Raw genomic sequence first — 21,129 nt, forward strand, 5'->3', positions numbered from 1 at the left:
ACCTGGAAGAGAGACAACGGTAATGAATACAACTCCCTCACAGCGATTAGGTTTTTTGCATCACATCAGGCTGGTTCCGTTATTTGCCTGCATTCTTGGCGGTATCTTACTTCTGTTTGCCTTGAGTTCAGCCCTGGCTGGCTATTTCCTCTGGCAGGCCGATCGCGATCAGCGTGATGTGACTGCGGAGATTGAGATTCGGACCGGGTTAGCGAACAGCTCAGATTTTTTGCGTTCGGCCCGGATCAATATGATTCAGGCCGGGGCGGCGAGTCGTATTGCGGAAATGGAAGCAATGAAGCGAAATATTGCGCAAGCCGAATCGGAGATTAAACAGTCGCAGCAAGGGTATCGTGCTTATCAGAATCGGCCGGTGAAAACACCTGCTGATGAAGCCCTCGACACTGAATTAAATCAACGCTTTCAGGCTTATATCACGGGTATGCAACCTATGTTGAAATATGCCAAAAATGGCATGTTTGAAGCGATTATCAATCATGAAAGTGAGCAGAACCGACCGCTGGATAATGCTTATACCGATATTTTGAGCAAAGCCGTTAAGATACGTAGCACCAGAGCCAACCAACTGGCGGAACAGGCCCATCAGCGTACCCGCCTGGGTGTGATGTTTATGATTGGCGCGTTTGTGCTTGCCGTGGTCATGACGCTGATAACATTTATGGTGCTACGTCGGATCGTCATTCGTCCACTGCAACATGCCGCACAACGGATTGAAAAAATTGCCAGTGGCGATCTGACGATGAATGATGAACCGGCGGGTCGTAATGAAATCGGTCGCTTAAGTCATCATTTACAGCAAATGCAGCATTCACTGGGGATGACAGTCGGGACTGTTCGACAGGGCGCGGAAGAGATTTATCGTGGCACCAGCGAAATTTCCGCTGGCAATGCGGACCTTTCATCTCGCACCGAAGAACAAGCGGCGGCAATCGAACAAACTGCCGCTAGCATGGAGCAACTCACTGCGACGGTGAAACAGAATGCGGATAACGCGCATCATGCCAGCAAACTGGCGCAAGAGGCCTCCATTAAAGCCAGCGATGGCGGGGAGACGGTTTCCGGTGTAGTAAAAACGATGGGCGCTATCTCCACGAGTTCGAAGAAAATTTCCGAGATCACCGCCGTCATCAACAGCATTGCTTTCCAGACAAATATTCTGGCGCTGAATGCTGCCGTTGAAGCCGCGCGAGCGGGTGAGCAAGGACGTGGATTTGCCGTTGTCGCCAGCGAAGTACGGACACTCGCAAGTCGCAGCGCCCAGGCGGCGAAAGAGATTGAAGGCTTGATCAGTGAATCAGTCAGGTTAATTGACCTGGGGTCGGTTGAAGTGGCAACGGCAGGGAAAACCATGAGCACGATTGTTGATGCCGTCGCGAGTGTCACACATATCATGCAGGAGATTGCCGCCGCCTCGGATGAACAAAGTAGAGGCATAACGCAGGTGAGCCAGGCGATTTCCGAAATGGATAAGGTGACGCAACAGAATGCTTCTCTGGTAGAAGAAGCTTCTGCGGCGGCGCTATCCCTTGAAGAACAGGCTGCACGATTAACTGAGGCGGTAGACGTTTTCCGCCTGAACAAACATTCTGTGTTGGCAGAATCACGCGGAGCTGGTGAGTCTGTTAGTTTCGCAACAGCGTGAAAATATCAAAGAAGGGATCGAAAGATCCCTTACTTTTCAGAACGGCATTGATTTTCGAATAGCGTTAATCATCAACTGGCAACCAGAAGAGAACGTCGCATCTACGCGGGTCAGTATTCCAATCGGTTCGCCTGCACCATGACCCGGAACAGGCAGGGCCACCAGCGTGGCATGACGCAGGTCGTCTTTTACAGCGCCAGAAGGGACAAACCACACGTAGTCGTATTCAACCGTAAGTTGACGAGATAGCGAAGCAGACAGTGTTTCGATACAGCCCGAAGGAATTTTACAGCCCTGGCTCTGCACTAATGCATCTGAATGCTGGCGTGGCGCAGTGCCTTCTGGTGATACAACAACCGGCCATTCCAGCACCCGGCTTAGCGTTACGTTCTCCTGAAGTAGCGGGTGATTAGGGCGGACGACCAGCTTCAGCGATTCAAGAAACAGCAGTTCATAATTAAGCCCGGTCATCAGTTCAGGATCTGACATCCGACCAATGCCGATATCGATTTCGCCAGTCTTCAAACCCGCCAGAATCATAGGGTTACTCATTGTCGCAACTTGCAAGGTCGTCTCTTTTTGTTGCTGATGAAACTGACCTATAACCGAAGGTAATATTCCCAGCGCCGCGGTAGGTAATGCACCTACCCTGACGACATCATTGTTAAGACCTTCTTTACGATGAAGCGACTGTCCGGCAGTGTTAATAGCGTCAAGAACTCTGACTGCATGTGTTAAAAATTGTTCGCCGGGTAAGGTAAGTTGCGCCCCCTGACGACCACGCTCAAACAAGCGAGCGCCCGTCAGCTGCTCCAGTTCATTCAATGTTTTAGAGAGCGCAGGTTGACTCAAATTAAGGGTTTCAGCCGCGCGCCCCAAAGTTCCTTGTTGTGCGACAGCTACGAATGTATGAAGGTGGCGCAAACGGATGCGCTGACTAAACAGACTATTTTTTTCCATAAGCGATGTTAAAAACGAAGCAGTGTCGCTGACAAGTGAAGTTGTTTGATTATGATAACTTGATTGCAAAATATTATTAACAATTAAAGCAATTGCGTTACAGGAAAATGGATAATATTGATGTTTTCGCGGCGAGATCACAGTTTGTAAATTCTTCCCGCCAGAGTGAATGTGGTTACCTACACTCCAGATTACTGACCAATGGAGGCAGACATTATGGCGAACAGCATCACGGCGGATGAGATTCGGGAACAGTTTTCGCAGGCAATGTCAGCCATGTACCAGCAAGAAGTTCCGCAGTACGGCACGCTGCTGGAACTGGTAGCTGATGTGAATCTGGCTGTGCTGGAAAACAATCCTCAACTGCACGAAAAAATGGTAAATGCAGACGAGCTGGCGCGACTGAATGTTGAACGTCATGGGGCAATTCGCGTTGGGACTGCACAAGAGCTTGCTACTCTTCGGCGGATGTTTGCCATTATGGGGATGTACCCGGTGAGCTATTACGATCTCTCGCAGGCGGGCGTGCCGGTACATTCCACAGCATTTCGGCCCATTGATGATGCTTCTCTGGCGCGTAATCCCTTCCGCGTTTTTACCTCATTACTCCGCCTGGAGCTTATCGAGAACGAATTTTTGCGCCAGAAAGCGGCGGAGATTCTGCGTCAGCGCGATATCTTCACCCCACGTTGTCGACAACTGTTAGAGGAGTATGAGCAGCGGGGCGGTTTTAACGAAACACAGGTACAGGAGTTTGTGCAGGAAGCCCTGGAAACGTTTCGCTGGCACCAGTCAGCAACGGTTGATGAAGAAACCTATCGTGCGTTGCACAACGAACATCGGCTGATTGCTGATGTGGTCTGTTTTCCTGGATGCCATATCAACCACCTGACGCCACGTACGCTGGATATTGACCGGGTGCAGTCGATGATGCCTGAATGCGGAATTGAACCCAAAATTCTGATCGAGGGGCCGCCGCGCCGCGAGGTACCGATTTTACTACGCCAGACCAGCTTTAAAGCACTGGAAGAGACGGTGTTGTTTGCGGGGCAGAAACAGGGCACGCATACCGCGCGCTTTGGTGAAATAGAGCAGCGTGGCGTGGCATTAACGCCGAAAGGACGACAACTGTATGATGATCTACTGCGGAACGCTGGAACCGGGCAGGATAATCTCACTCACCAAATGCATTTACAGGAAACCTTTCGCACTTTTCCTGACAGTGAGTTTTTAATGCGTCAGCAAGGGTTGGCATGGTTCCGGTACCGTCTGACGCCTTCAGGTGAGGCGCATCGTCAGGCGATTCATCCCGGAGACGATCCACAGCCCTTAATTGAACGTGGTTGGATAGTGGCGCAACCCATTACCTATGAAGATTTCTTGCCCGTTAGCGCGGCGGGGATCTTCCAGTCAAATCTGGGTAATGAAACGCAGGCACGCAGTCACGGTAATGCCAGTCGCGAAGCATTTGAGCAGGCGTTGGGCTGCCCGGTTTTGGATGAGTTCCAGCTTTATCAGGAAGCGGAAGAACGCAGTAAACGTCGCTGTGGTTTGCTTTAAATTCTGACCATCCGCCTTTGCAAAAATTTGCCTGATTTTACAAACGAATCAGGCTCATCCCATCGACATAAAAAAATTGCCGATTAATGCATATTCTCTGAGTTCAACAATTGGATTATTAATAAATATTGTCTAGAGTGAGCGGTCATAAATAAGCACTTTCTTGCCGCTGAAAACGACCAGCGCGGGACCATTCACAACACCAGAAGGACTCACTTTCAGGTATGGATCGTAGACGATTTATTAAAGGTTCAATGGCTATGGCCGCCGTGTGCGGTACCAGCGGCATTGCTTCTCTTTTTTCTCAGGCGGCATTCGCGGCAGATTCTGATATTGCCGACGGGCAAACCCAGCGTTTTGACTTCTCCATTCTACAGTCAATGGCGCACGACTTAGCGCAAACCGCGTGGCGTGGTGCGCCGCGTCCGTTACCTGACACTCTGGCGACAATGACGCCGCAGGCTTATAACAGTATTCAATACGACGCCGAAAAATCGCTCTGGCATAACGTTGAGAACCGTCAACTGGACGCTCAGTTCTTCCATATGGGAATGGGATTCCGTCGCCGCGTTCGTATGTTCTCTGTTGATCCCGCAACACATCTGGCGCGTGAAATTCACTTTCGCCCGGAGTTGTTCAAATACAACGATGCGGGTGTTGATACCAAACAATTAGAAGGGCAAAGCGATCTCGGTTTTGCCGGTTTTCGCGTGTTTAAAGCCCCCGAACTGGCGCGCCGTGATGTCGTATCATTCCTCGGTGCGAGTTATTTCCGCGCGGTTGATGATACATATCAATACGGTTTGTCGGCTCGCGGCCTGGCGATCGACACTTACACCGACAGTAAAGAAGAGTTCCCCGACTTTACCGCCTTCTGGTTTGATACGGTAAAACCGGGGGCAACCACCTTTACCGTTTATGCGTTGCTCGATAGCGCCAGCATTACTGGTGCCTATAAGTTCACTATCCATTGTGAGAAAAGTCAGGTGATTATGGATGTGGAAAATCACCTGTATGCGCGCAAAGACATTAAACAGCTGGGCATTGCGCCGATGACCAGCATGTTCAGCTGCGGCACTAATGAACGTCGGATGTGCGACACCATTCATCCGCAAATCCATGACTCTGATCGTCTGTCCATGTGGCGGGGCAACGGCGAGTGGATTTGCCGTCCGCTGAATAATCCGCAAAAATTGCAGTTCAATGCTTACACCGACAACAACCCGAAAGGGTTTGGTTTATTGCAACTGGATCGTGATTTCTCTCATTATCAGGACATTATGGGCTGGTATAACAAACGCCCAAGTCTGTGGGTGGAGCCGCGTAACAAGTGGGGTAAAGGCACCATCGGCCTGATGGAAATCCCAACAACGGGCGAAACGCTGGATAATATTGTCTGCTTCTGGCAGCCAGAAAAAGCTGTAAAAGCGGGTGATGAGTTTGCATTCCAGTATCGTCTGTACTGGAGTGCGCAACCGCCTGTTCATTGCCCATTAGCGCGCGTTATGGCGACGCGTACCGGCATGGGCGGTTTCCCGGAAGGTTGGGCGCCTGGTGAACACTATCCCGAAAAATGGGCGCGTCGTTTTGCCGTCGATTTCGTTGGTGGTGATCTGAAAGCTGCCGCACCAAAAGGCATTGAGCCGGTGATTACGCTTTCCAGTGGGGAAGCGAAGCAAATCGAAATTCTCTATATTGAACCCATTGATGGTTATCGTATTCAGTTTGACTGGTATCCGACTTCGGACTCCACTGATCCGGTCGATATGCGGATGTATCTGCGTTGTCAGGGCGACGCTATCAGTGAAACATGGCTGTATCAGTATTTCCCGCCAGCGCCGGATAAACGTCAGTATGTTGACGACCGCGTGATGAGTTAATCGTTTTTTCTTCGGCACCTTCTTCGGGAGGTGCCGTCTGGTTAAACACGATCCCGCTCGCATTTTTCCCTAAGTTAAATGAGTAATCTGATAGTGTGTATTTCAGATACACCTTGTCAGCCACTAACAGGGAGTGCGTATGTTTCCAGAATACCGAGATTTAATATCCCGTCTGAAAAACGAAAATCCTCGCTTTATGTCCTTGTTCGATAAACACAATAAACTTGATCATGAAATTGCCAGAAAGGAAGGTTCCGACGGTCGAGGATACAATGCGGAAGTGGTCCGCATGAAAAAACAAAAGCTACAGTTAAAAGATGAGATGCTCAAAATCCTGCAGCAGGAGAGCGTCAAAGAGGTGTAAACTTTCCTAAGCCGCCAGCCAGGCGGCTTTTTTAACAACTGCATGGATTGACTGGAGATAAGATGGCTGAAACGATAAAAGTAAGTGAATCACTTGAATTACATGCTGTTGCAGAAAGTCATGTCACACCTCTTTATCAGTTAATCTGTAAAAATAGAACCTGGTTACAGCAGTCGCTAAACTGGCCGCAGTTTGTTCAAAGTGAAGAGGACACGCGAAAAACGGTGCAGGGCAATGTAATGTTGCATCAACGCGGCTATGCCAAAATGTTCATGATTTTCAAAGAAGATCAACTTATCGGCGTTATCTCGTTTAATCGTATTGAACCACTGAATAAAACCGCTGAAATCGGCTACTGGCTGGACGAATCTCATCAGGGGCAGGGGATCATTTCTCAGGCGCTGCAGGCATTGATTCATCATTACGCTCAGTCTGGTGAACTTAGACGCTTCGTGATCAAATGTCGGGTGGATAATGCGCAAAGCAACCAGGTCGCTTTGCGCAATGGTTTTATCCTTGAAGGTTGCCTGAAACAGGCTGAGTTTCTGAATGATGCCTATGATGATGTGAACTTATACGCGCGTATTATCGATTCACAATAACCCTGCCAGCGGCGTTCGCGTAATGCGCTCTTCGCCGTTAATGACTTTTGGACCACGGACATGAACCGTGTCGCCATCAAAGGCTTCAACGACGGCGTGGTCGGTCAACTCCACATGGTTTTCAATTATCACCGCACCTGTAATACGGCTCTCACCTTGTATTACAACGTGCTCGTCGAGCAGAATCGGTCCGCCACGTACCACTGCCTTTCCGCCAATCAAGACATGATGTTTTAACACACAATTACCTTCCACAATGGCATATTCCGCTACCTGCGAACTGTAATGAATCGTCGGAATGGCATCTTCTTCTATGCCAGCTTTCACCTGCGCGTGACCGTAGACTTTAGCGCAATCGCATAGCCAGACGTTGTTCTCTTCATTACCTTCAATACTGGCAAAATCAAAAATTTCGGCGCGATGTTCAATAAAAGCATACCGGACGACGGCATCGCCATAAATTTGTGCCTGGTGGACAATACGCGAGGCGCTAACCCTTGCGCGATCATAAATTTGTAGCAGGAGTTGATGGTCGGAGGTTAAGCCTTGCGCGGCGACGATCATAGAATGTTGATCAATTAAGGCGTGACCAAATATTCTACATTGACCGCAAACTAATGAGTCACGAATGGTGACACTGTCACTTATATATGCACCCTGACTGACTTCACTATTATCGATCCAGACGTTATCCGTTGCGTAAACCTCTCCCCAAAGGACGCTGGTGCCGGTGATACGCGTATTACCGGAAATCACCGTTCCGCCGAACGCAATAGCATTCTGATCGTAAATCCAGCAATTTCCTTCCTGTGCTAACACTGTTTCGCGATCGATCCAGCCGCCAGCGGTTCCTGTTATCACATCGTTAAAATCGCTCATGGCGATAATTTGCCGTAATAACACACTTTTTTTAGTGCCATCATCCTGATAACTAAAGGCTCGCTGTTCTTCACTTAGACGATATTTGCGCATAGCGTTTTCCCACAGGTGACTTACTATAACCGTAGCAAATTCTGCGGCTCTGGCTATGCTCGAGAAAATTCCATAAAATGTATTTCAAATATACTTTATAAATTAAACAAAATGAGTAACAAGATGCAGAGCGATAAAGTGCTCAATTTGCCGGCAGGCTACTTTGGTATTGTGTTGGGGACGATAGGGATGGGATTTGCCTGGCGCTATGCCAGCCAGGTTTGGCAGGTCAGCCACTGGTTAGGGGATGGGCTGGTAATTCTGGCGATGATCATCTGGGGATTATTGACTAGCGCATTTATTACCCGACTCATACGCTTTCCGCATAGCGTGCTGGCGGAAGTGCGCCATCCAGTGATGAGCAGTTTTGTGAGTTTGTTTCCTGCAACGACGATGCTGGTAGCGATTGGTTTTGTTCCGTGGTTTCGCCCACTGGCGGTATGCCTGTTCAGTTTTGGTGTCGTGGTTCAGTTGGCTTATGCCGCCTGGCAAACTGCGGGATTATGGCGCGGATCTCATCCTGAAGAAGCTACCACGCCTGGACTGTATCTGCCGACAGTTGCCAACAACTTTATCAGCGCAATGGCCTGTGGTGCATTGGGCTACACCGACGCCGGTCTGGTGTTTTTAGGCGCAGGCGTTTTCTCATGGTTAAGCCTGGAACCGGTGATCTTGCAGCGTCTGCGCAGTTCGGGAGAATTACCCACGGCGCTGCGGACATCACTCGGCATTCAGCTCGCTCCTGCGCTGGTGGCCTGTAGTGCCTGGCTGAGCGTCAACGGCGGCGAGGGTGACACGCTGGCGAAAATGCTTTTCGGTTATGGGCTGCTGCAACTGCTGTTTATGCTACGTCTGATGCCATGGTATCTCTCCCAGCCATTTAATGCTTCATTCTGGAGTTTCTCGTTCGGCGTATCTGCACTGGCAACCACCGGTTTGCATCTGGGGAGTGGCAGCAATAATGGATTTTTCCATACCCTGGCGGTGCCGCTGTTTATCTTTACCAATTTTATAATAGCAATACTGCTTATCCGTACTTTCGCGCTTCTGATGCAGGGGAAATTGTTAATCAAAACAGAGCGCGCTGTTTTAATGAAAGCTGAGGACAAAGAATGATCATTCGTGACGAAAACTATTTTACTGAAAAATATGAATTAACCCGCACACACTCTGAAGTACTGGAAGCGGTGAAAGTGGTTAAACCCGGTAAAACGCTGGATCTGGGCTGTGGCAATGGTCGTAACAGTCTTTACCTGGCAGCCAATGGTTATGAAGTTGACGCATGGGATAAAAATGCTATGAGTATCGCCAACGTCGAGCGCATTAAATCCATTGAAAATCTGGATAATTTACATACCCGGGTCGTTGATCTGAATAACCTCACGTTTGATGGGCAATACGATTTTATTCTTTCGACTGTGGTGCTGATGTTCCTTGAGGCTAAAACCATCCCAGGGCTGATTGCCAATATGCAACGTTGCACTAAACCTGGTGGTTACAACCTGATTGTGGCGGCGATGGATACCGCTGATTATCCATGTACCGTCGGCTTCCCGTTTGCCTTCAAAGAGGGAGAATTACGTCGATATTACGAAGGCTGGGAGATGGTGAAATACAATGAAGACGTCGGCGAGCTGCACCGCACCGACGCCAACGGTAATCGGATTAAACTGCGTTTCGCCACGATGCTGGCACGTAAAAAATGACCCGGTAGAACAAGGCGCGTGAAAATGCCCCGCGTTGAGATGGTTAACCGTTGTTCTTTTCGGTAAGCATATTTTTAATCAAAAGGATGTGAAATTAATCACGGTAGTCGAAGTTTTTCATCAGCTTAACGCACTGATATTTAACTACTGATGATTGACTTAGCCCCTTTTTCGGCATTGACTATGTCGTCTGAAAAGGGGCTGAAAAATTTATTTTCACCAACACTTTTTTTGCCACAACACGAAGCGGCGCTTTTTGCTATAACTTAGAAAGTAATATAATCATCTCAGGAAACTATTCATGCGTACCACATCAATTGCGAAAGTTGCAGCTTTATGCGGCTTGTTGGCTCTGTCTGGTTGTGCCTCTAAAATCACCCAGCCAGATAAATATTCTGGCTTTTTAAACAATTACTCTGATTTAAAAGAAACAACTTCTGCAACGGGTAAGCCTGTTTTACGTTGGGTAGACCCGAGTTTTGATCAAAGCAAATATGACAGCATCGTCTGGAACCCAATCACTTATTATCCGGTGCCGAAACCTTCTACTCAGGTAGGGCAGAAAGTTCTGGATAAAATTTTGAGTTATACCAACACCGAAATGAAAGAAGCGATTGCGCAGCGTAAACCACTGGTTACCACCGCTGGGCCGCGTAGTCTGATTTTCCGTGGGGCCATTACTGGTGTTGATACCAGCAAAGAAGGGCTGCAATTCTATGAAGTGGTTCCTGTCGCATTAGTGGTCGCGGGGACGCAAATGGCGACGGGCCACCGTACCATGGATACTCGCCTGTATTTTGAAGGTGAGCTGATTGATGCAGATACTAATAAACCGGTTATCAAAGTCGTTCGTCAGGGCGAAGGTAAAGACCTGAATAACGAAAGTACGCCAATGGCTTTCGAAAATATTAAACAAGTTATTGATGATATGGCGACCGATGCCACCATGTTTGACGTTAACAAAAAGTAATTCCAGTCGCGCCATCGTAAGATGGCGCTTTTTATTATTGGTTTCTGTCAGCGATTAAATTTAACACCATGTAACAAACGCCACCGGCAATTAATCCCCAAAACGCAGAACCAATCCTGACAAGCGTTAGTCCACTTGCCGTTACCAGAAATGCGACCACCGCCGCGTCGCGCTCACGCTCATTATGCAGCGCCTGATACAAACTGCCGCCAATGGTACTCAACAGCGCCAGACCTGCCAGCATCTGGATCCAACTCACGGGCAGCGCGGCCATCATTCCAGTTATGGCGCTACCAAACAGACCTGCAAACAAATAAACAACGCCTGCGACGGCAGCTGCCAGCCAACGTTGATCTTTATCCGGATGCGCTTCCGGGCTTTGGCAAATAGCCGCGGTGATTGCTGCAATACCAACGGAATAAACCCCGAAAGGGGAAAATACCAGCGCCAGCAATCCAGTAAATACAATCAATGGCGAAACAGGAGCCGAATATCCGGCCGCTTTCATTGCCGCAATACCCGGTGCGTTTTGCGATGCCATCGTCACCAGAAAAAGGGGGAGTGCAACGCTCAGACTGTGAGCAAACGAAAAATCAGGGGTAATATAAGTGGGGAGAACGGGTTTAAAGACAACATCATTTGTGACAATGTCACCTTGCGCGATAACGATCACGATCCCAATAATCATCGCGGCAATTACCGCATAGCGCGGCGCAACGGCCCTGGTTGCCAGCCATACCAGCAACATACTGCCACATAACGTAAACTGACCATCCAGACTTGCAAACGCCTGTAAACCAAAGCGTAACAAAATTCCGGCCAGCATCGCCGCTGCCAGCGAGTGCGGAATAATACGCATCAGACGGGCGAATAATCCCGTCATACCACAGAGGACTATTAACGCGTTGGTGACAATAAAAACACCGATGGCTTGGTTAAGTGTCAGTCCCTGCAATCCGGTAACCAGCAAAGCTGCGCCCGGCGTTGACCATGCAGTGAGAACAGGCACACGGTACCACAATGTCAGAGCCAGCGTACTGACGCCCATTGCCAATCCCAGCGCCGTCATCCAGCCAGAGATTTGTGCAGTGGTGGCTCCGGCGACAATCGCTGCTTGCCAGATTATTGCCGCTGAACTGGCGTAGCCAATTAATACCGCCAGAAACCCCGCCAGTAGCGTGGGTGGAGGAATAGAAAACAGACGCATGGTCACCTCGTGCGTTATAGCGTACAGGTACCGTAGCATTTGTCCGTTATAACGCACAAGTGATAAACTTCCGCTTTGCCGGAGGAGTCACATGGAAAATCTCACTCGCTTTTTATCCACCACACTTAAACAACTACGTCAGCAGCGCGGCTGGAGTCTTTCGCGACTGGCAGAAGCGACGGGGGTTTCTAAAGCGATGTTAGGGCAGATTGAGCGTAATGAGTCCAGCCCGACGGTCGCGACATTATGGAAAATTGCCACCGGAATGAACGTTCCGTTTTCGACATTTATTTCTCCGCCGCAGTCCGTTACCCCCTCTGTTTATGACCCACAACAACAGGCAATGGTGATCACCTCGTTGTTTCCTTATGATCCGCAACTCTGCTTTGAACACTTCTCCATTCAGATGGCACCTGGTGCAATAAGTGAATCGACGCCCCATGAGAAGGGAGTAATCGAACATGTTGTCGTCATTGATGGGCAACTTGATCTGTGCGTTGATGGTGAATGGCAGAGCCTTAATTGTGGAGAAGGCGCTCGATTTGCTGCAGACGTTACGCATGTCTATCGTAATGGTGGGGAGCAAATCGTACATTTTCATTCCCTCATCCATTACCCACGCAGTTAAGCGGGAAAACTATTTCGCAACGTCGCGCTTGTGGCTAAAATAGCCGCCATTTTTCAGCTACTGGATAAGAATGTGACCGTATCTTCTCATAGACTTGAACTGTTAAGCCCGGCACGCGATGCCGCCATTGCCCGCGAAGCTATTTTGCACGGTGCCGATGCTGTTTATATCGGCGGCCCTGGTTTTGGTGCCCGTCATAATGCCAGTAATAGCCTGAAAGATATTGCCGAACTGGTGCCGTTTGCCCATCGTTATGGTGCAAAAATTTTCGTCACGCTTAACACCATTTTGCATGATGATGAGCTGGAACCTGCGCAACGGCTGATTACCGACCTCTACCAGACCGGCGTCGATGCGCTGATTGTTCAGGATATGGGGATTCTGGAACTTGATATTCCGCCGATTGAACTGCACGCCAGTACGCAGTGCGATATTCGCACAGTAGAAAAAGCGAAGTTCCTCTCTGATGTTGGCTTTACGCAGATTGTGCTGGCGCGAGAGCTGAATCTTGAGCAGATCCGCGCGATTCACCAGGCCACGGACGCGACCATTGAATTCTTTATTCATGGTGCATTGTGCGTGGCCTATTCTGGTCAGTGCTACATTTCTCATGCGCAAACAGGGCGTAGCGCCAACCGTGGCGATTGCTCGCAGGCGTGCCGTTTGCCATACACATTGAAAGACGATCAGGGGCGGGTGGTTTCCTATGAAAAACATCTGCTGTCGATGAAAGATAACGATCAGACTGCCAACCTCGGCGCGCTGATTGATGCTGGCGTACGCTCCTTCAAGATTGAAGGGCGTTACAAAGATATGAGCTACGTGAAGAATATCACCGCGCATTATCGCCAAATGCTGGACGCCATTATTGATGAACGTGGCGATCTGGCGCGTGCTTCATCCGGTCGTACCGAGCATTTCTTCGTACCGTCGACGGAAAAAACCTTCCATCGTGGCAGTACCGACTACTTTGTTAATGCCCGTAAAGGGGATATCGGCGCGTTCGACTCCCCCAAGTTTATCGGCCTGCCGGTCGGTGAAGTATTAAAAGTGGCGAAGGATCATCTCGATGTTGCCGTCACCGAGCCGTTAGCAAATGGCGATGGTCTGAATGTGATGATTAAACGTGAAGTGGTTGGCTTTCGCGCCAATACAGTCGAAAAAACCGGGCAAAATCAGTACCGCGTCTGGCCAAATGAGATGCCTGCGGATTTGCATAAAATTCGTCCGCATCATCCGCTTAATCGTAATCTGGACCATAACTGGCAGCAGGCGTTGACCAAAACATCCAGCGAACGTCGCGTAGCGGTAGACATTGAACTGGGCGGCTGGCAGGAACAACTGATTCTGACCCTGACCAGTGAAGAGGGCGTCAGCGTCACGCATACGCTGGATGGACAATTCGACGAAGCTAATAACGCCGAAAAAGCGCTTAATAACCTGAAAGATGGTCTGGCTAAGCTGGGGCAAACCCTCTATTACGCCCGCGATGTGCAAATTAATTTGCCGGGGGCGCTGTTTGTACCAAACAGTCTGTTAAACCAGTTCCGCCGTGAAGCCGCCGATATGCTTGATGCTGCGCGTCTTGCCAGTTACCAGCGCGGCAGCCGTAAACCGGTTGCTGATCCTGCGCCGGTTTATCCGCAAACGCATCTGAGTTTCCTCGCGAACGTATACAACCAGAAAGCGCGTGAATTTTATCATCGCTATGGTGTGCAACTGATTGATGCGGCGTATGAGGCACATGAAGAGAAGGGCGAAGTCCCGGTGATGATCACCAAGCATTGTCTGCGCTTTGCCTTCAATCTGTGTCCGAAACAGGCAAAAGGTAACATCAAAAGCTGGAAGGCGACGCCAATGCAACTGGTTAATGGCGATGAAGTATTAACGCTAAAGTTCGATTGTCGCCCATGTGAGATGCACGTCATTGGCAAAATCAAAAATCACATTCTTAAAATGCCGTTACCAGGGAGTGTTGTCGCCTCCGTAAGCCCGGATGAGCTGCTAAAAACATTGCCGAAGCGTAAAGGATAAAACGCAGGTTTTCAGGTTATTCTCAGCTCATTGAGTCTGCATGATCTTGTTGGCCGGGTAAGGCGTCACGCCGCATCCGGCATCATACGACTCAATGCTGTCCTGCTTCTGGTTTGCGCGATTTTTGCCAGTAAAAATGCTCGCGCAAACCTTCCGCCGACTCTTCCGCCACGGCACGCAATTCATCGCTGTCCGCTTCATGACGCAGCTGATGATCCACATTCTTTACCCACATAAATTCATGTCCTTTGTGCCCTGCCATGAGTTGTCCTGAGAACAGTGCACACGTTAATAAGACAACCGATAACGCCTTCGAAAACATCCCGCCACCTTTTTCTGACCTTTTGCCGCTATGATGCCGATCGTTTCTTGAGGTTATTATTCAGTTTTGCAAATTAGCGCAAAGAAATTCTGGAATCTTCCTTCCTGATTTTGCATTGCATTCTGCCGTTGCGGCGATTTAGTGCTATTTTCGAGCACATTACACACGGAGGTAAACTTCGCCATTAAATAGTCACGATCACTTTATTGAAGTGCCTTTGAGCGTCGCCTCTAAGGTATTGCTGTTAAATGCTTTTTTACAGTCAGAAATCACTCAGCAAGAGTTAGCCAGGCGAATTGGCAACCCGAATGTAGTCAACCCAAAATAACTAAAAATTTTGCAATAAAAAGCCCCATCACAAGGACAAGGCTTAGAAATCAACTAATTAACATAGTTTCCAGATCAAAGGGGTTATAATGAAATCCATAAAAGGTGATCTGTTAGCTGGGTGCTGTATATCTAAAATGTTACTTAATTAATATCGTTCTGGTGGTTAGCTTTCATCGCATCCCACCATTTTTGAGTAATCTTCATGCTATTGAATTGCATCATTTCACCTCTTACTCTGCGTCTACCATGTCACATGCAAATTGAGTGTGTTTATATTCAGAATCATATTTTGGTTCAATAACTTCAAGACGCATGTCACCTTTTTTGCTTACCCAGATGTTATAAGTGTTAACACGTCCAATAGTATCCTGTTTGGATTTACCCTCCATTGCGTTTGGATTTTCTTTAGCTGGTTTGAGTGGTGATTTATAAACGTTATATTTGTCGGTGTAAACAAAATACACAGGAACATCATCTACCAGTTTGATTTTAAGTTTACCGCCTTTATCATCATGATCTTTGTTTCCGTATAAGTAATCTTTTACAGCTTCTGTTTCCTCACCATCGATAACTTTCCATGTAAATTTTGCAGTACATGCGTAAATCGCGGTAACATTCAGTTTCTTTACTTCTTCCTGTTTCGGTTGTTCTTCTTCAACCTTTGCAGAATCATCTGTAACGCTCTCTGACGCGGTTTCTTCTTTAGATAATACATTCATCAAGTTTTGGATTTGAGCGTTGTATACAGCCTCCAGTGGCTGAATCTGCCCGATATTGATCATTGTATCACGAACAGTTTTATTCCAGTTGCGTTGCTCTTGTTTAAGAGACGGATCAATCTTAACAGCCTTAACATATACTTCATGAAGTTTAGAATCCAGTGCGGAGATTGACTCATTAGCACAAATAAACTTCTCTGATTTGGTTATAGCCTTAGTGCAATCAAAGGACGCAGCATCAGCACCGAAAGCAGTAGCAGAAAGCACGATAGCAGCGATAATGTTTTTCATTTTATACCTCTTTTGGTATGGACTGACTTTTAGATGCTTACTTTATTGATTTTTGATATTTTTTCAATTATTGGGGTGAGATTTAGTAATTAAATTAAGAAATTAATGCTTGACAAATTAAAAAGGTACTGTTCCGCGGATGAAATAAAGGGAGTTTTCGGCACCCCGGTATTTGATGTGCGTGTGAGATTTCAAAACAGGTGCAGTGCAGCCCACCAGCGCGGTCGCTACGCGACTATTAACACCCGCCAATTCCTTTCCACGCCTAGATCTTTCATGTCGTTAGAAAGCGTTTTAGGCGCTCTCCTGAATGCGTAGATCAGATAAATAATTTTACGCAAATTTAATGGAGGATAACCGGATGAAAGAAGAATTAACCCTTACAGAAATTTCCCGCTTATACGGCTATACAATTAACGCCGCTAAGAAATGGTTAGAAAGGGGTCTACCTTATAACACAAATACAAGACGTGTCCCGGCGAAGCCTGGGTGTGATTGGGTCTTGAAGAACATCATTAACCCGCTTAAAGAAACTTCTATCAAGGAACAAATCGACGTAGAGAAATTACGCCGTGAGAGAGCATTAGCAGATGCAGCCGAACGAGAGAACCAGGAAGCAATGAATCTCCTGATTCCGGTCGGGTATGTAGAACAGGAACTAGCTGAATATTGTGGGAAGGTGAAGCAGACTATCTTGCAGATCGCCACAATCGATGCCCTAGAAATTTTAGAATCCGCCACTGATCAGAAAACATTGAAGAATAAGCTAAGGGAGATCATCGAGCTTCGTTTAAATGAAGTAGGGGACTTGTTCGAAAATGCTGATTTGGGAGAAGACGAGGAAGAAGAATTACCATTAATGGATGAACCGGAACAAGAACCAGAAGAAGACGATGAATTTGATGTGTCTTAAAACGCGTTATAAATAAATGTATGAAAGATGTTGAGCTGGTCAACGTCTACGGGGGGAATCACCCCCCGCTAACCTTTTTCTTATTTGAGGATTTACCTATGGTTGAATTTTTGATTTGTCTTACTGTAGGATTAACTATCGTATATTCATGGCACATATTGGCATTTCTGCTGTGTGTAACGCTTTCAAGTATCATTAATTAAATCGATGAATTGAACTATAGATGATGGTCGTTTTCAAAGAGGATTATCTATGGATCTTTTTGTCTACTTTGCTACTCTGCTGTTTTTGACTATCGTCGCTGGCATTAAATTGATTTTTATATCGATGGTGGTGTTTTTCAAATTTCTAATTGGTACACCTTACGGCTGGGGATGTTTAATCCTGTTTATTCTTTTTAGTTGCTGTAAAAAGGATGCTAAATAATAGTGTAATCTGCCTTTTCTCCTTATGGTTATTAACAGGGGATCTTCTTTGAGGATTCCCGATTAAAAGCCATAAAACACACTCCAGTACAGTGTTTTCATAGTCAGTGATCTATACAACATAAAAACATAACAAGTATAGATTGAGTATTAATCCTCCCGCCCTTCGGGGCGGTTATTTTTCTGGCTTTAAAGAATAATGTAGCATTATGTTCATTATAACCTCATCTTTGTTGTGCAAACCTAACCTAAACTTACTAGGGACTCTTCGGAGTCCCTTTTTTTATGCAACCACTCGAAGTGTAGGTTTCTTATATTGTGTAGGTTTAGTTTCATTTCGCCACTCAGGGAATACATGATCCATCATAACCGCATTAGTCTCATCAATCAGTTTTAAACTCTTTCGTAATGCGGCGTTATCAGCTTTAAGTGATTTAATCTCTGATTCCATCTTAGCCATACTGTAGTGGCACACTGAATTTGGCCACCTGAATAGAGGTGATATCATCGCCTCATAGTCAAAAACAGGTGACATTATGACCGGACGTAACAGACGTAATTTTAGCCCAGAGTTTCGCCTCGAAGCTGCCCAGCTTGTACTCGATCAGCATTACACGGTTGCAGCCGCTGCTACGGCAATGAATGTCGGTAAATCCACGATGGATAAGTGGGTCCGCCAGTTGAAAGAGGAACGAGCGGGAAAATCCCCCACAGCTTCACCAATGACGCCTGAGCAGATTGAAATACGCGAGCTGAAGAAAAGACTTCAACGCGTTGAAATGGAAAGGGATATATTAAAAAAGGCTACCGCGCTCTTGATGTCAGACTCCCTGAACAGTTCTCATTAGTTGAGAAACTCAGGGCGCGGTTTCCTGTTGCCGTTGTATGCAACGTGTTTGGGGTTCATCGCAGCAGCTATAAATACTGGCGGCAGCCAAAGAAGCCTGATGTCGCGCGCGTGTCATTACTCAGTCTTGTTCGTGAAAGCTATCGCGAAAGTAATGGTTCCGCAGGTGCACGTAATATTGCCGCGATGGTCACAACTAAAGGCGTAAAACTGAGGCGCTGGCGAGCAACAAAGCTGATGAAAGAACTTAATCTCATCAGCTGTCAGCAGCCTGGCCATCGATATAAGAAGGCGTCTACGGAACACGTAGAGATCCCCAATTATCTTGAACGCCAGTGTTTGCAGTAACAGAGCCTAATCAGGTCTGGTGTGGCGATGTGACTTATATCTGGACGGGTAAACGTTGGGCTTATTTAGCCGTTGTGCTTGATCTGTTTTCCCGTAAACCGGTTGGCTGGGCGATGTCATTTTTCCCGGACTCTGCACTGACAACGAAAGCGCTGTCCATGGCCTGGGAAGCGCGAGGAAAGCCCGCTAATTTGCTGTATCACTCGGATCAAGGGAGCCACTATACCAGCAGAAATTTCAGACAGTTACTGTGGAGATATCAGATAAAACAAAGCCTGAGTCGCCGGGGAAATTGCTGGGATAACAGCCCGATGGAACGTTTTTTTAGAAGCCTGAAAACGGAGTGGGTACCAGATAATGGATACGCTAATTTTAGCGAAGCCAGCGCAGCGATAACAAACTACATCACGGGATATTACAGCCAGCTCAGACCTCATCAATATAACGGTGGTTTGACGCCGAATGAATCAGAACGATTGTTCTGGAAAAACTCTAAAGCCGTGGCCAATTTTTGTTGACCACTACAGCAGATACACATTGCCTTTAAAGTGGAGGAAACCATCATTACCAATCATGTAGGAGAACATCCATTCACAATCGTTATCCGCTTCCCAGAACGCCACGGTCTCATCGTCAATCAGGTAATGTCCATGTTGCGACGCGCTGCGTAGTTGATGATTGCTTTACCGATGTTCATTGTTGTACCCCCTCGTGTTATTGTGGGTACATGATATTAGGCAAACCTAAACAGGAAATTACGCGCTTATTTAACTTGCACCATGCGACAAAAATCGACGCCGTCCAGCTTGCGGCTAAGGCGCTTGGCAAAGAGTTATCGCTGGTGATGGTTTGATAACAGTTAATGAAAAGTTGTCATTTTTAACAACTGATATAGACTGCCGAATCACCTGCACATAATAACGATTCGATAATGAAAAAATACCAGCAGCTTGCAGAACAATTACGCGAGCAGATTGCGTCGGGTATCTGGCAACCCGGAGATCGTTTGCCTTCGTTGCGTGACCAGGTGGCGCTTTCTGGCATGAGCTTTATGACTGTCAGCCATGCCTATCAGTTGCTCGAAAGTCAGGGATATATTATCGCGCGACCGCAATCGGGTTATTACGTTGCGCCACAGGCAATAAAAATGCCGAAAGCGACAGTCATTCCAGTCACTCGAGATGAAGCAGTCGATATCAACACCTATATTTTTGATATGTTGCAGGCCAGTCGCGATCCGTCGGTAGTTCCGTTTGCCTCGGCCTTTCCCGACCCGCGACTTTTCCCCCTCCAACAACTAAACCGCTCGCTGGCGCAGGTAAGCAAAACCGCCACGGCGATGAGCGTGATTGAAAACTTACCGCCAGGAAACGCAGAACTGCGTCAGGCTATTGCTCGTCGCTATGCCTTACAGGGCATCACTATTTCTCCTGATGAAATTGTCATTACCGCCGGGGCGTTAGAGGCATTAAACCTCAGTTTACAAGCGGTAACGGAACCAGGCGATTGGGTGATAGTAGAGAATCCTTGTTTCTACGGCGCGTTGCAGGCGCTGGAGCGGTTACGGCTGAAGGCGTTATCGGTGGCGACGGATGTGAACGAAGGGATCGACCTTCAGGCGCTGGAACTGGCGTTGCAGGAGTATCCGGTGAAAGCGTGCTGGCTGATGACTAATAGCCAGAATCCGCTCGGTTTTACCTTAACGCCGCAGAAAAAAGCGCGGCTGGTAGCGTTGCTCAATCAGTACAACGTAACGCTGATTGAAGATGACGTTTACAGCGAACTTTATTTTGGACGGGAAAAACCGCTGCCTGCGAAAGCGTGGGATCGCCATGATGGCGTTTTGCATTGCTCTTCGTTTTCGAAATGTCTGGTGCCTGGTTTTCGTATTGGTTGGGTCGCCGCTGGAAAACATGCACGCAAAATTCAACGCTTGCAGTTGATGAGTACGCTTTCGACCAGTTCACCGATGCAGCTTGCGCTGGTGGATTACCTTTCCACGCGCCGATACGACGCCCATCTTCGTCGCCTGCGTCGCCAGCTTGCGGAACGTAAACAACGTGCCTGGCAGGCACTGCTGCGTTATCTGCCTGCGGAAGTGAAAATTCATCATAATGACAGCGGTTATTTTCTCTGGCTGGAACTCCCCGCGCCGTTAGATGCGGGCGAATTAAGCCTGGCAGCACTGACGCATCATATCAGTATTGCGCCGGGTAAAATGTTTTCTACCGGTGAAAACTGGTCACGTTTTTTTCGTTTTAATACTGCATGGCAGTGGGGCGAGCGTGAAGAACAGGCGGTTAAACAATTAGGCAAACTTATTCAAGAACGGCTGTAATAGCGTTTAATTTAATTCCTCTTAGGTTGGGTAATATGAATTTCGAATAG

The 21,129-nt window shown here is 47.7% G+C and carries 17 protein-coding genes and 3 pseudogenes; 15 read left to right on the plus strand and 5 right to left on the minus strand.

Translation table 11 applies throughout. The features are described 5' to 3' along the window. Positions 1–22: 22 nt before the first annotated feature. The gene (gene trg / locus FQZ95_RS21605; protein WP_088542018.1) at positions 23–1,663 is read left to right on the plus strand and encodes a methyl-accepting chemotaxis protein Trg; all 1,641 of its coding nucleotides are present in this window, start codon (positions 23–25) and stop codon (positions 1,661–1,663) included. A 36-nt stretch (positions 1,664–1,699) separates the two neighbouring features. On the opposite strand, the gene FQZ95_RS21610 is transcribed toward trg, so the two are convergent. Continuing rightward, positions 1,700–2,623, minus strand: a complete 924-nt coding sequence (locus FQZ95_RS21610; RefSeq protein WP_000414564.1) for a LysR substrate-binding domain-containing protein — start codon at positions 2,621–2,623, stop codon at positions 1,700–1,702. Between the two features lie 216 nt (positions 2,624–2,839). On the opposite strand from FQZ95_RS21610, the gene hglS reads away from it, so the two are divergent. From hglS to rimL, 4 genes are all read left to right on the plus strand, one after another. Then, a complete protein-coding gene (gene hglS / locus FQZ95_RS21615) occupies positions 2,840–4,183 on the plus strand; it encodes a 2-oxoadipate dioxygenase/decarboxylase HglS (RefSeq protein WP_160530632.1) in 1,344 nt (447 codons plus the stop codon). Positions 4,184–4,407: 224 nt separating this feature from the next. Further along, positions 4,408–6,063 carry a glucan biosynthesis protein OpgD gene (gene opgD / locus FQZ95_RS21620; RefSeq protein WP_000375956.1) on the plus strand — a complete coding sequence of 552 codons (1,656 nt, stop codon included), beginning with the start codon at positions 4,408–4,410 and terminating at the stop codon, positions 6,061–6,063. 139 nt (positions 6,064–6,202) lie between these two features. Then, a complete protein-coding gene (locus FQZ95_RS21625) occupies positions 6,203–6,427 on the plus strand; it encodes a YdcH family protein (protein ID WP_001296778.1) in 225 nt (74 codons plus the stop codon). Positions 6,428–6,489: 62 nt separating this feature from the next. Continuing rightward, positions 6,490–7,029 carry a 50S ribosomal protein L7/L12-serine acetyltransferase gene (gene rimL / locus FQZ95_RS21630; protein ID WP_160524456.1) on the plus strand — a complete coding sequence of 180 codons (540 nt, stop codon included), beginning with the start codon at positions 6,490–6,492 and terminating at the stop codon, positions 7,027–7,029. On the opposite strand, the gene ydcK is transcribed toward rimL, so the two are convergent. Continuing rightward, the gene (gene ydcK / locus FQZ95_RS21635) at positions 7,021–8,001 is read right to left on the minus strand and encodes a YdcK family protein (protein WP_088542016.1); all 981 of its coding nucleotides are present in this window, start codon (positions 7,999–8,001) and stop codon (positions 7,021–7,023) included. The genes rimL and ydcK overlap by 9 nt on opposite strands. 123 nt (positions 8,002–8,124) lie before the next feature. Here ydcK and tehA point away from each other — a divergent pair, with 123 nt between their 5' ends. The 3 genes from tehA (at position 8,125) to FQZ95_RS21650 (ending at position 10,677) form a co-directional block, all read left to right on the plus strand. After that, a complete protein-coding gene (gene tehA, locus FQZ95_RS21640) occupies positions 8,125–9,117 on the plus strand; it encodes a dicarboxylate transporter/tellurite-resistance protein TehA (RefSeq protein ID WP_001353207.1) in 993 nt (330 codons plus the stop codon). Further along, positions 9,114–9,707, plus strand: coding sequence for a tellurite resistance methyltransferase TehB (gene tehB, locus FQZ95_RS21645; RefSeq protein ID WP_088542015.1), 594 nt, complete (start codon positions 9,114–9,116; stop codon positions 9,705–9,707). The genes tehA and tehB overlap by 4 nt, the downstream gene beginning before the upstream one ends. Before the next feature lie 301 nt (positions 9,708–10,008). Further along, a complete protein-coding gene (locus FQZ95_RS21650) occupies positions 10,009–10,677 on the plus strand; it encodes a DUF3313 domain-containing protein (RefSeq protein ID WP_088542014.1) in 669 nt (222 codons plus the stop codon). Between the two features lie 34 nt (positions 10,678–10,711). Here the strand turns inward: FQZ95_RS21650 and ydcO are convergent, their stop codons facing one another. Then, positions 10,712–11,923 (minus strand): BenE family transporter YdcO, encoded by a 1,212-nt coding sequence (gene ydcO / locus FQZ95_RS21655; RefSeq protein WP_160530634.1) that lies wholly within the window; start codon positions 11,921–11,923, stop codon positions 10,712–10,714. Positions 11,924–11,975: 52 nt separating this feature from the next. Between ydcO and sutR the strand changes: the two genes are divergently transcribed. Beyond that, a complete protein-coding gene (gene sutR / locus FQZ95_RS21660) occupies positions 11,976–12,512 on the plus strand; it encodes a DNA-binding transcriptional regulator SutR (protein ID WP_160530636.1) in 537 nt (178 codons plus the stop codon). 72 nt (positions 12,513–12,584) lie between these two features. Beyond that, complete coding sequence (rlhA, locus tag FQZ95_RS21665; RefSeq protein WP_160530638.1) at positions 12,585–14,546, plus strand: 23S rRNA 5-hydroxycytidine C2501 synthase; 1,962 nt, start codon at positions 12,585–12,587, stop codon at positions 14,544–14,546. A gap of 91 nt (positions 14,547–14,637) precedes the next feature. On the opposite strand, the gene FQZ95_RS21670 is transcribed toward rlhA, so the two are convergent. Beyond that, positions 14,638–14,868, minus strand: a complete 231-nt coding sequence (locus FQZ95_RS21670) for a DUF2554 family protein (RefSeq protein WP_024225472.1) — start codon at positions 14,866–14,868, stop codon at positions 14,638–14,640. A gap of 178 nt (positions 14,869–15,046) precedes the next feature. On the opposite strand from FQZ95_RS21670, the pseudogene hicB (FQZ95_RS21675) reads away from it, so the two are divergent. Then, positions 15,047–15,175, plus strand: a pseudogene (gene hicB, locus FQZ95_RS21675) (type II toxin-antitoxin system antitoxin HicB); the annotation flags it as partial. Between the two features lie 253 nt (positions 15,176–15,428). Here hicB (FQZ95_RS21675) and FQZ95_RS21680 read toward each other — a convergent pair. Next, on the minus strand, positions 15,429–16,208 hold the full coding sequence (locus FQZ95_RS21680) for a lysozyme inhibitor LprI family protein (RefSeq protein WP_032184150.1): 780 nt from the start codon (positions 16,206–16,208) through the stop codon (positions 15,429–15,431). 361 nt (positions 16,209–16,569) lie between these two features. Between FQZ95_RS21680 and FQZ95_RS21685 the strand changes: the two genes are divergently transcribed. The 4 genes and pseudogenes from FQZ95_RS21685 (at position 16,570) to FQZ95_RS21700 (ending at position 21,079) form a co-directional block, all read left to right on the plus strand. Next, entirely contained in the window at positions 16,570–17,121 is a 552-nt protein-coding gene (locus FQZ95_RS21685) for a hypothetical protein (RefSeq protein WP_032184151.1), read from the plus strand. 961 nt (positions 17,122–18,082) lie between these two features. Next, positions 18,083–19,259, plus strand: a pseudogene (locus tag FQZ95_RS21690) (IS3 family transposase). A 215-nt stretch (positions 19,260–19,474) separates the two neighbouring features. Beyond that, positions 19,475–19,594: pseudogene (gene hicB / locus FQZ95_RS21695) on the plus strand (type II toxin-antitoxin system antitoxin HicB); the annotation flags it as partial. A 78-nt stretch (positions 19,595–19,672) separates the two neighbouring features. Continuing rightward, positions 19,673–21,079 carry an aminotransferase-like domain-containing protein gene (locus FQZ95_RS21700; RefSeq protein ID WP_160530640.1) on the plus strand — a complete coding sequence of 469 codons (1,407 nt, stop codon included), beginning with the start codon at positions 19,673–19,675 and terminating at the stop codon, positions 21,077–21,079. Positions 21,080–21,129: the final 50 nt, after the last annotated feature.

It is taken from the genome of Escherichia sp. HH41S (assembly GCF_009820115.1).
GTDB classification, from domain to species: domain Bacteria; phylum Pseudomonadota; class Gammaproteobacteria; order Enterobacterales; family Enterobacteriaceae; genus Escherichia; species Escherichia coli_F.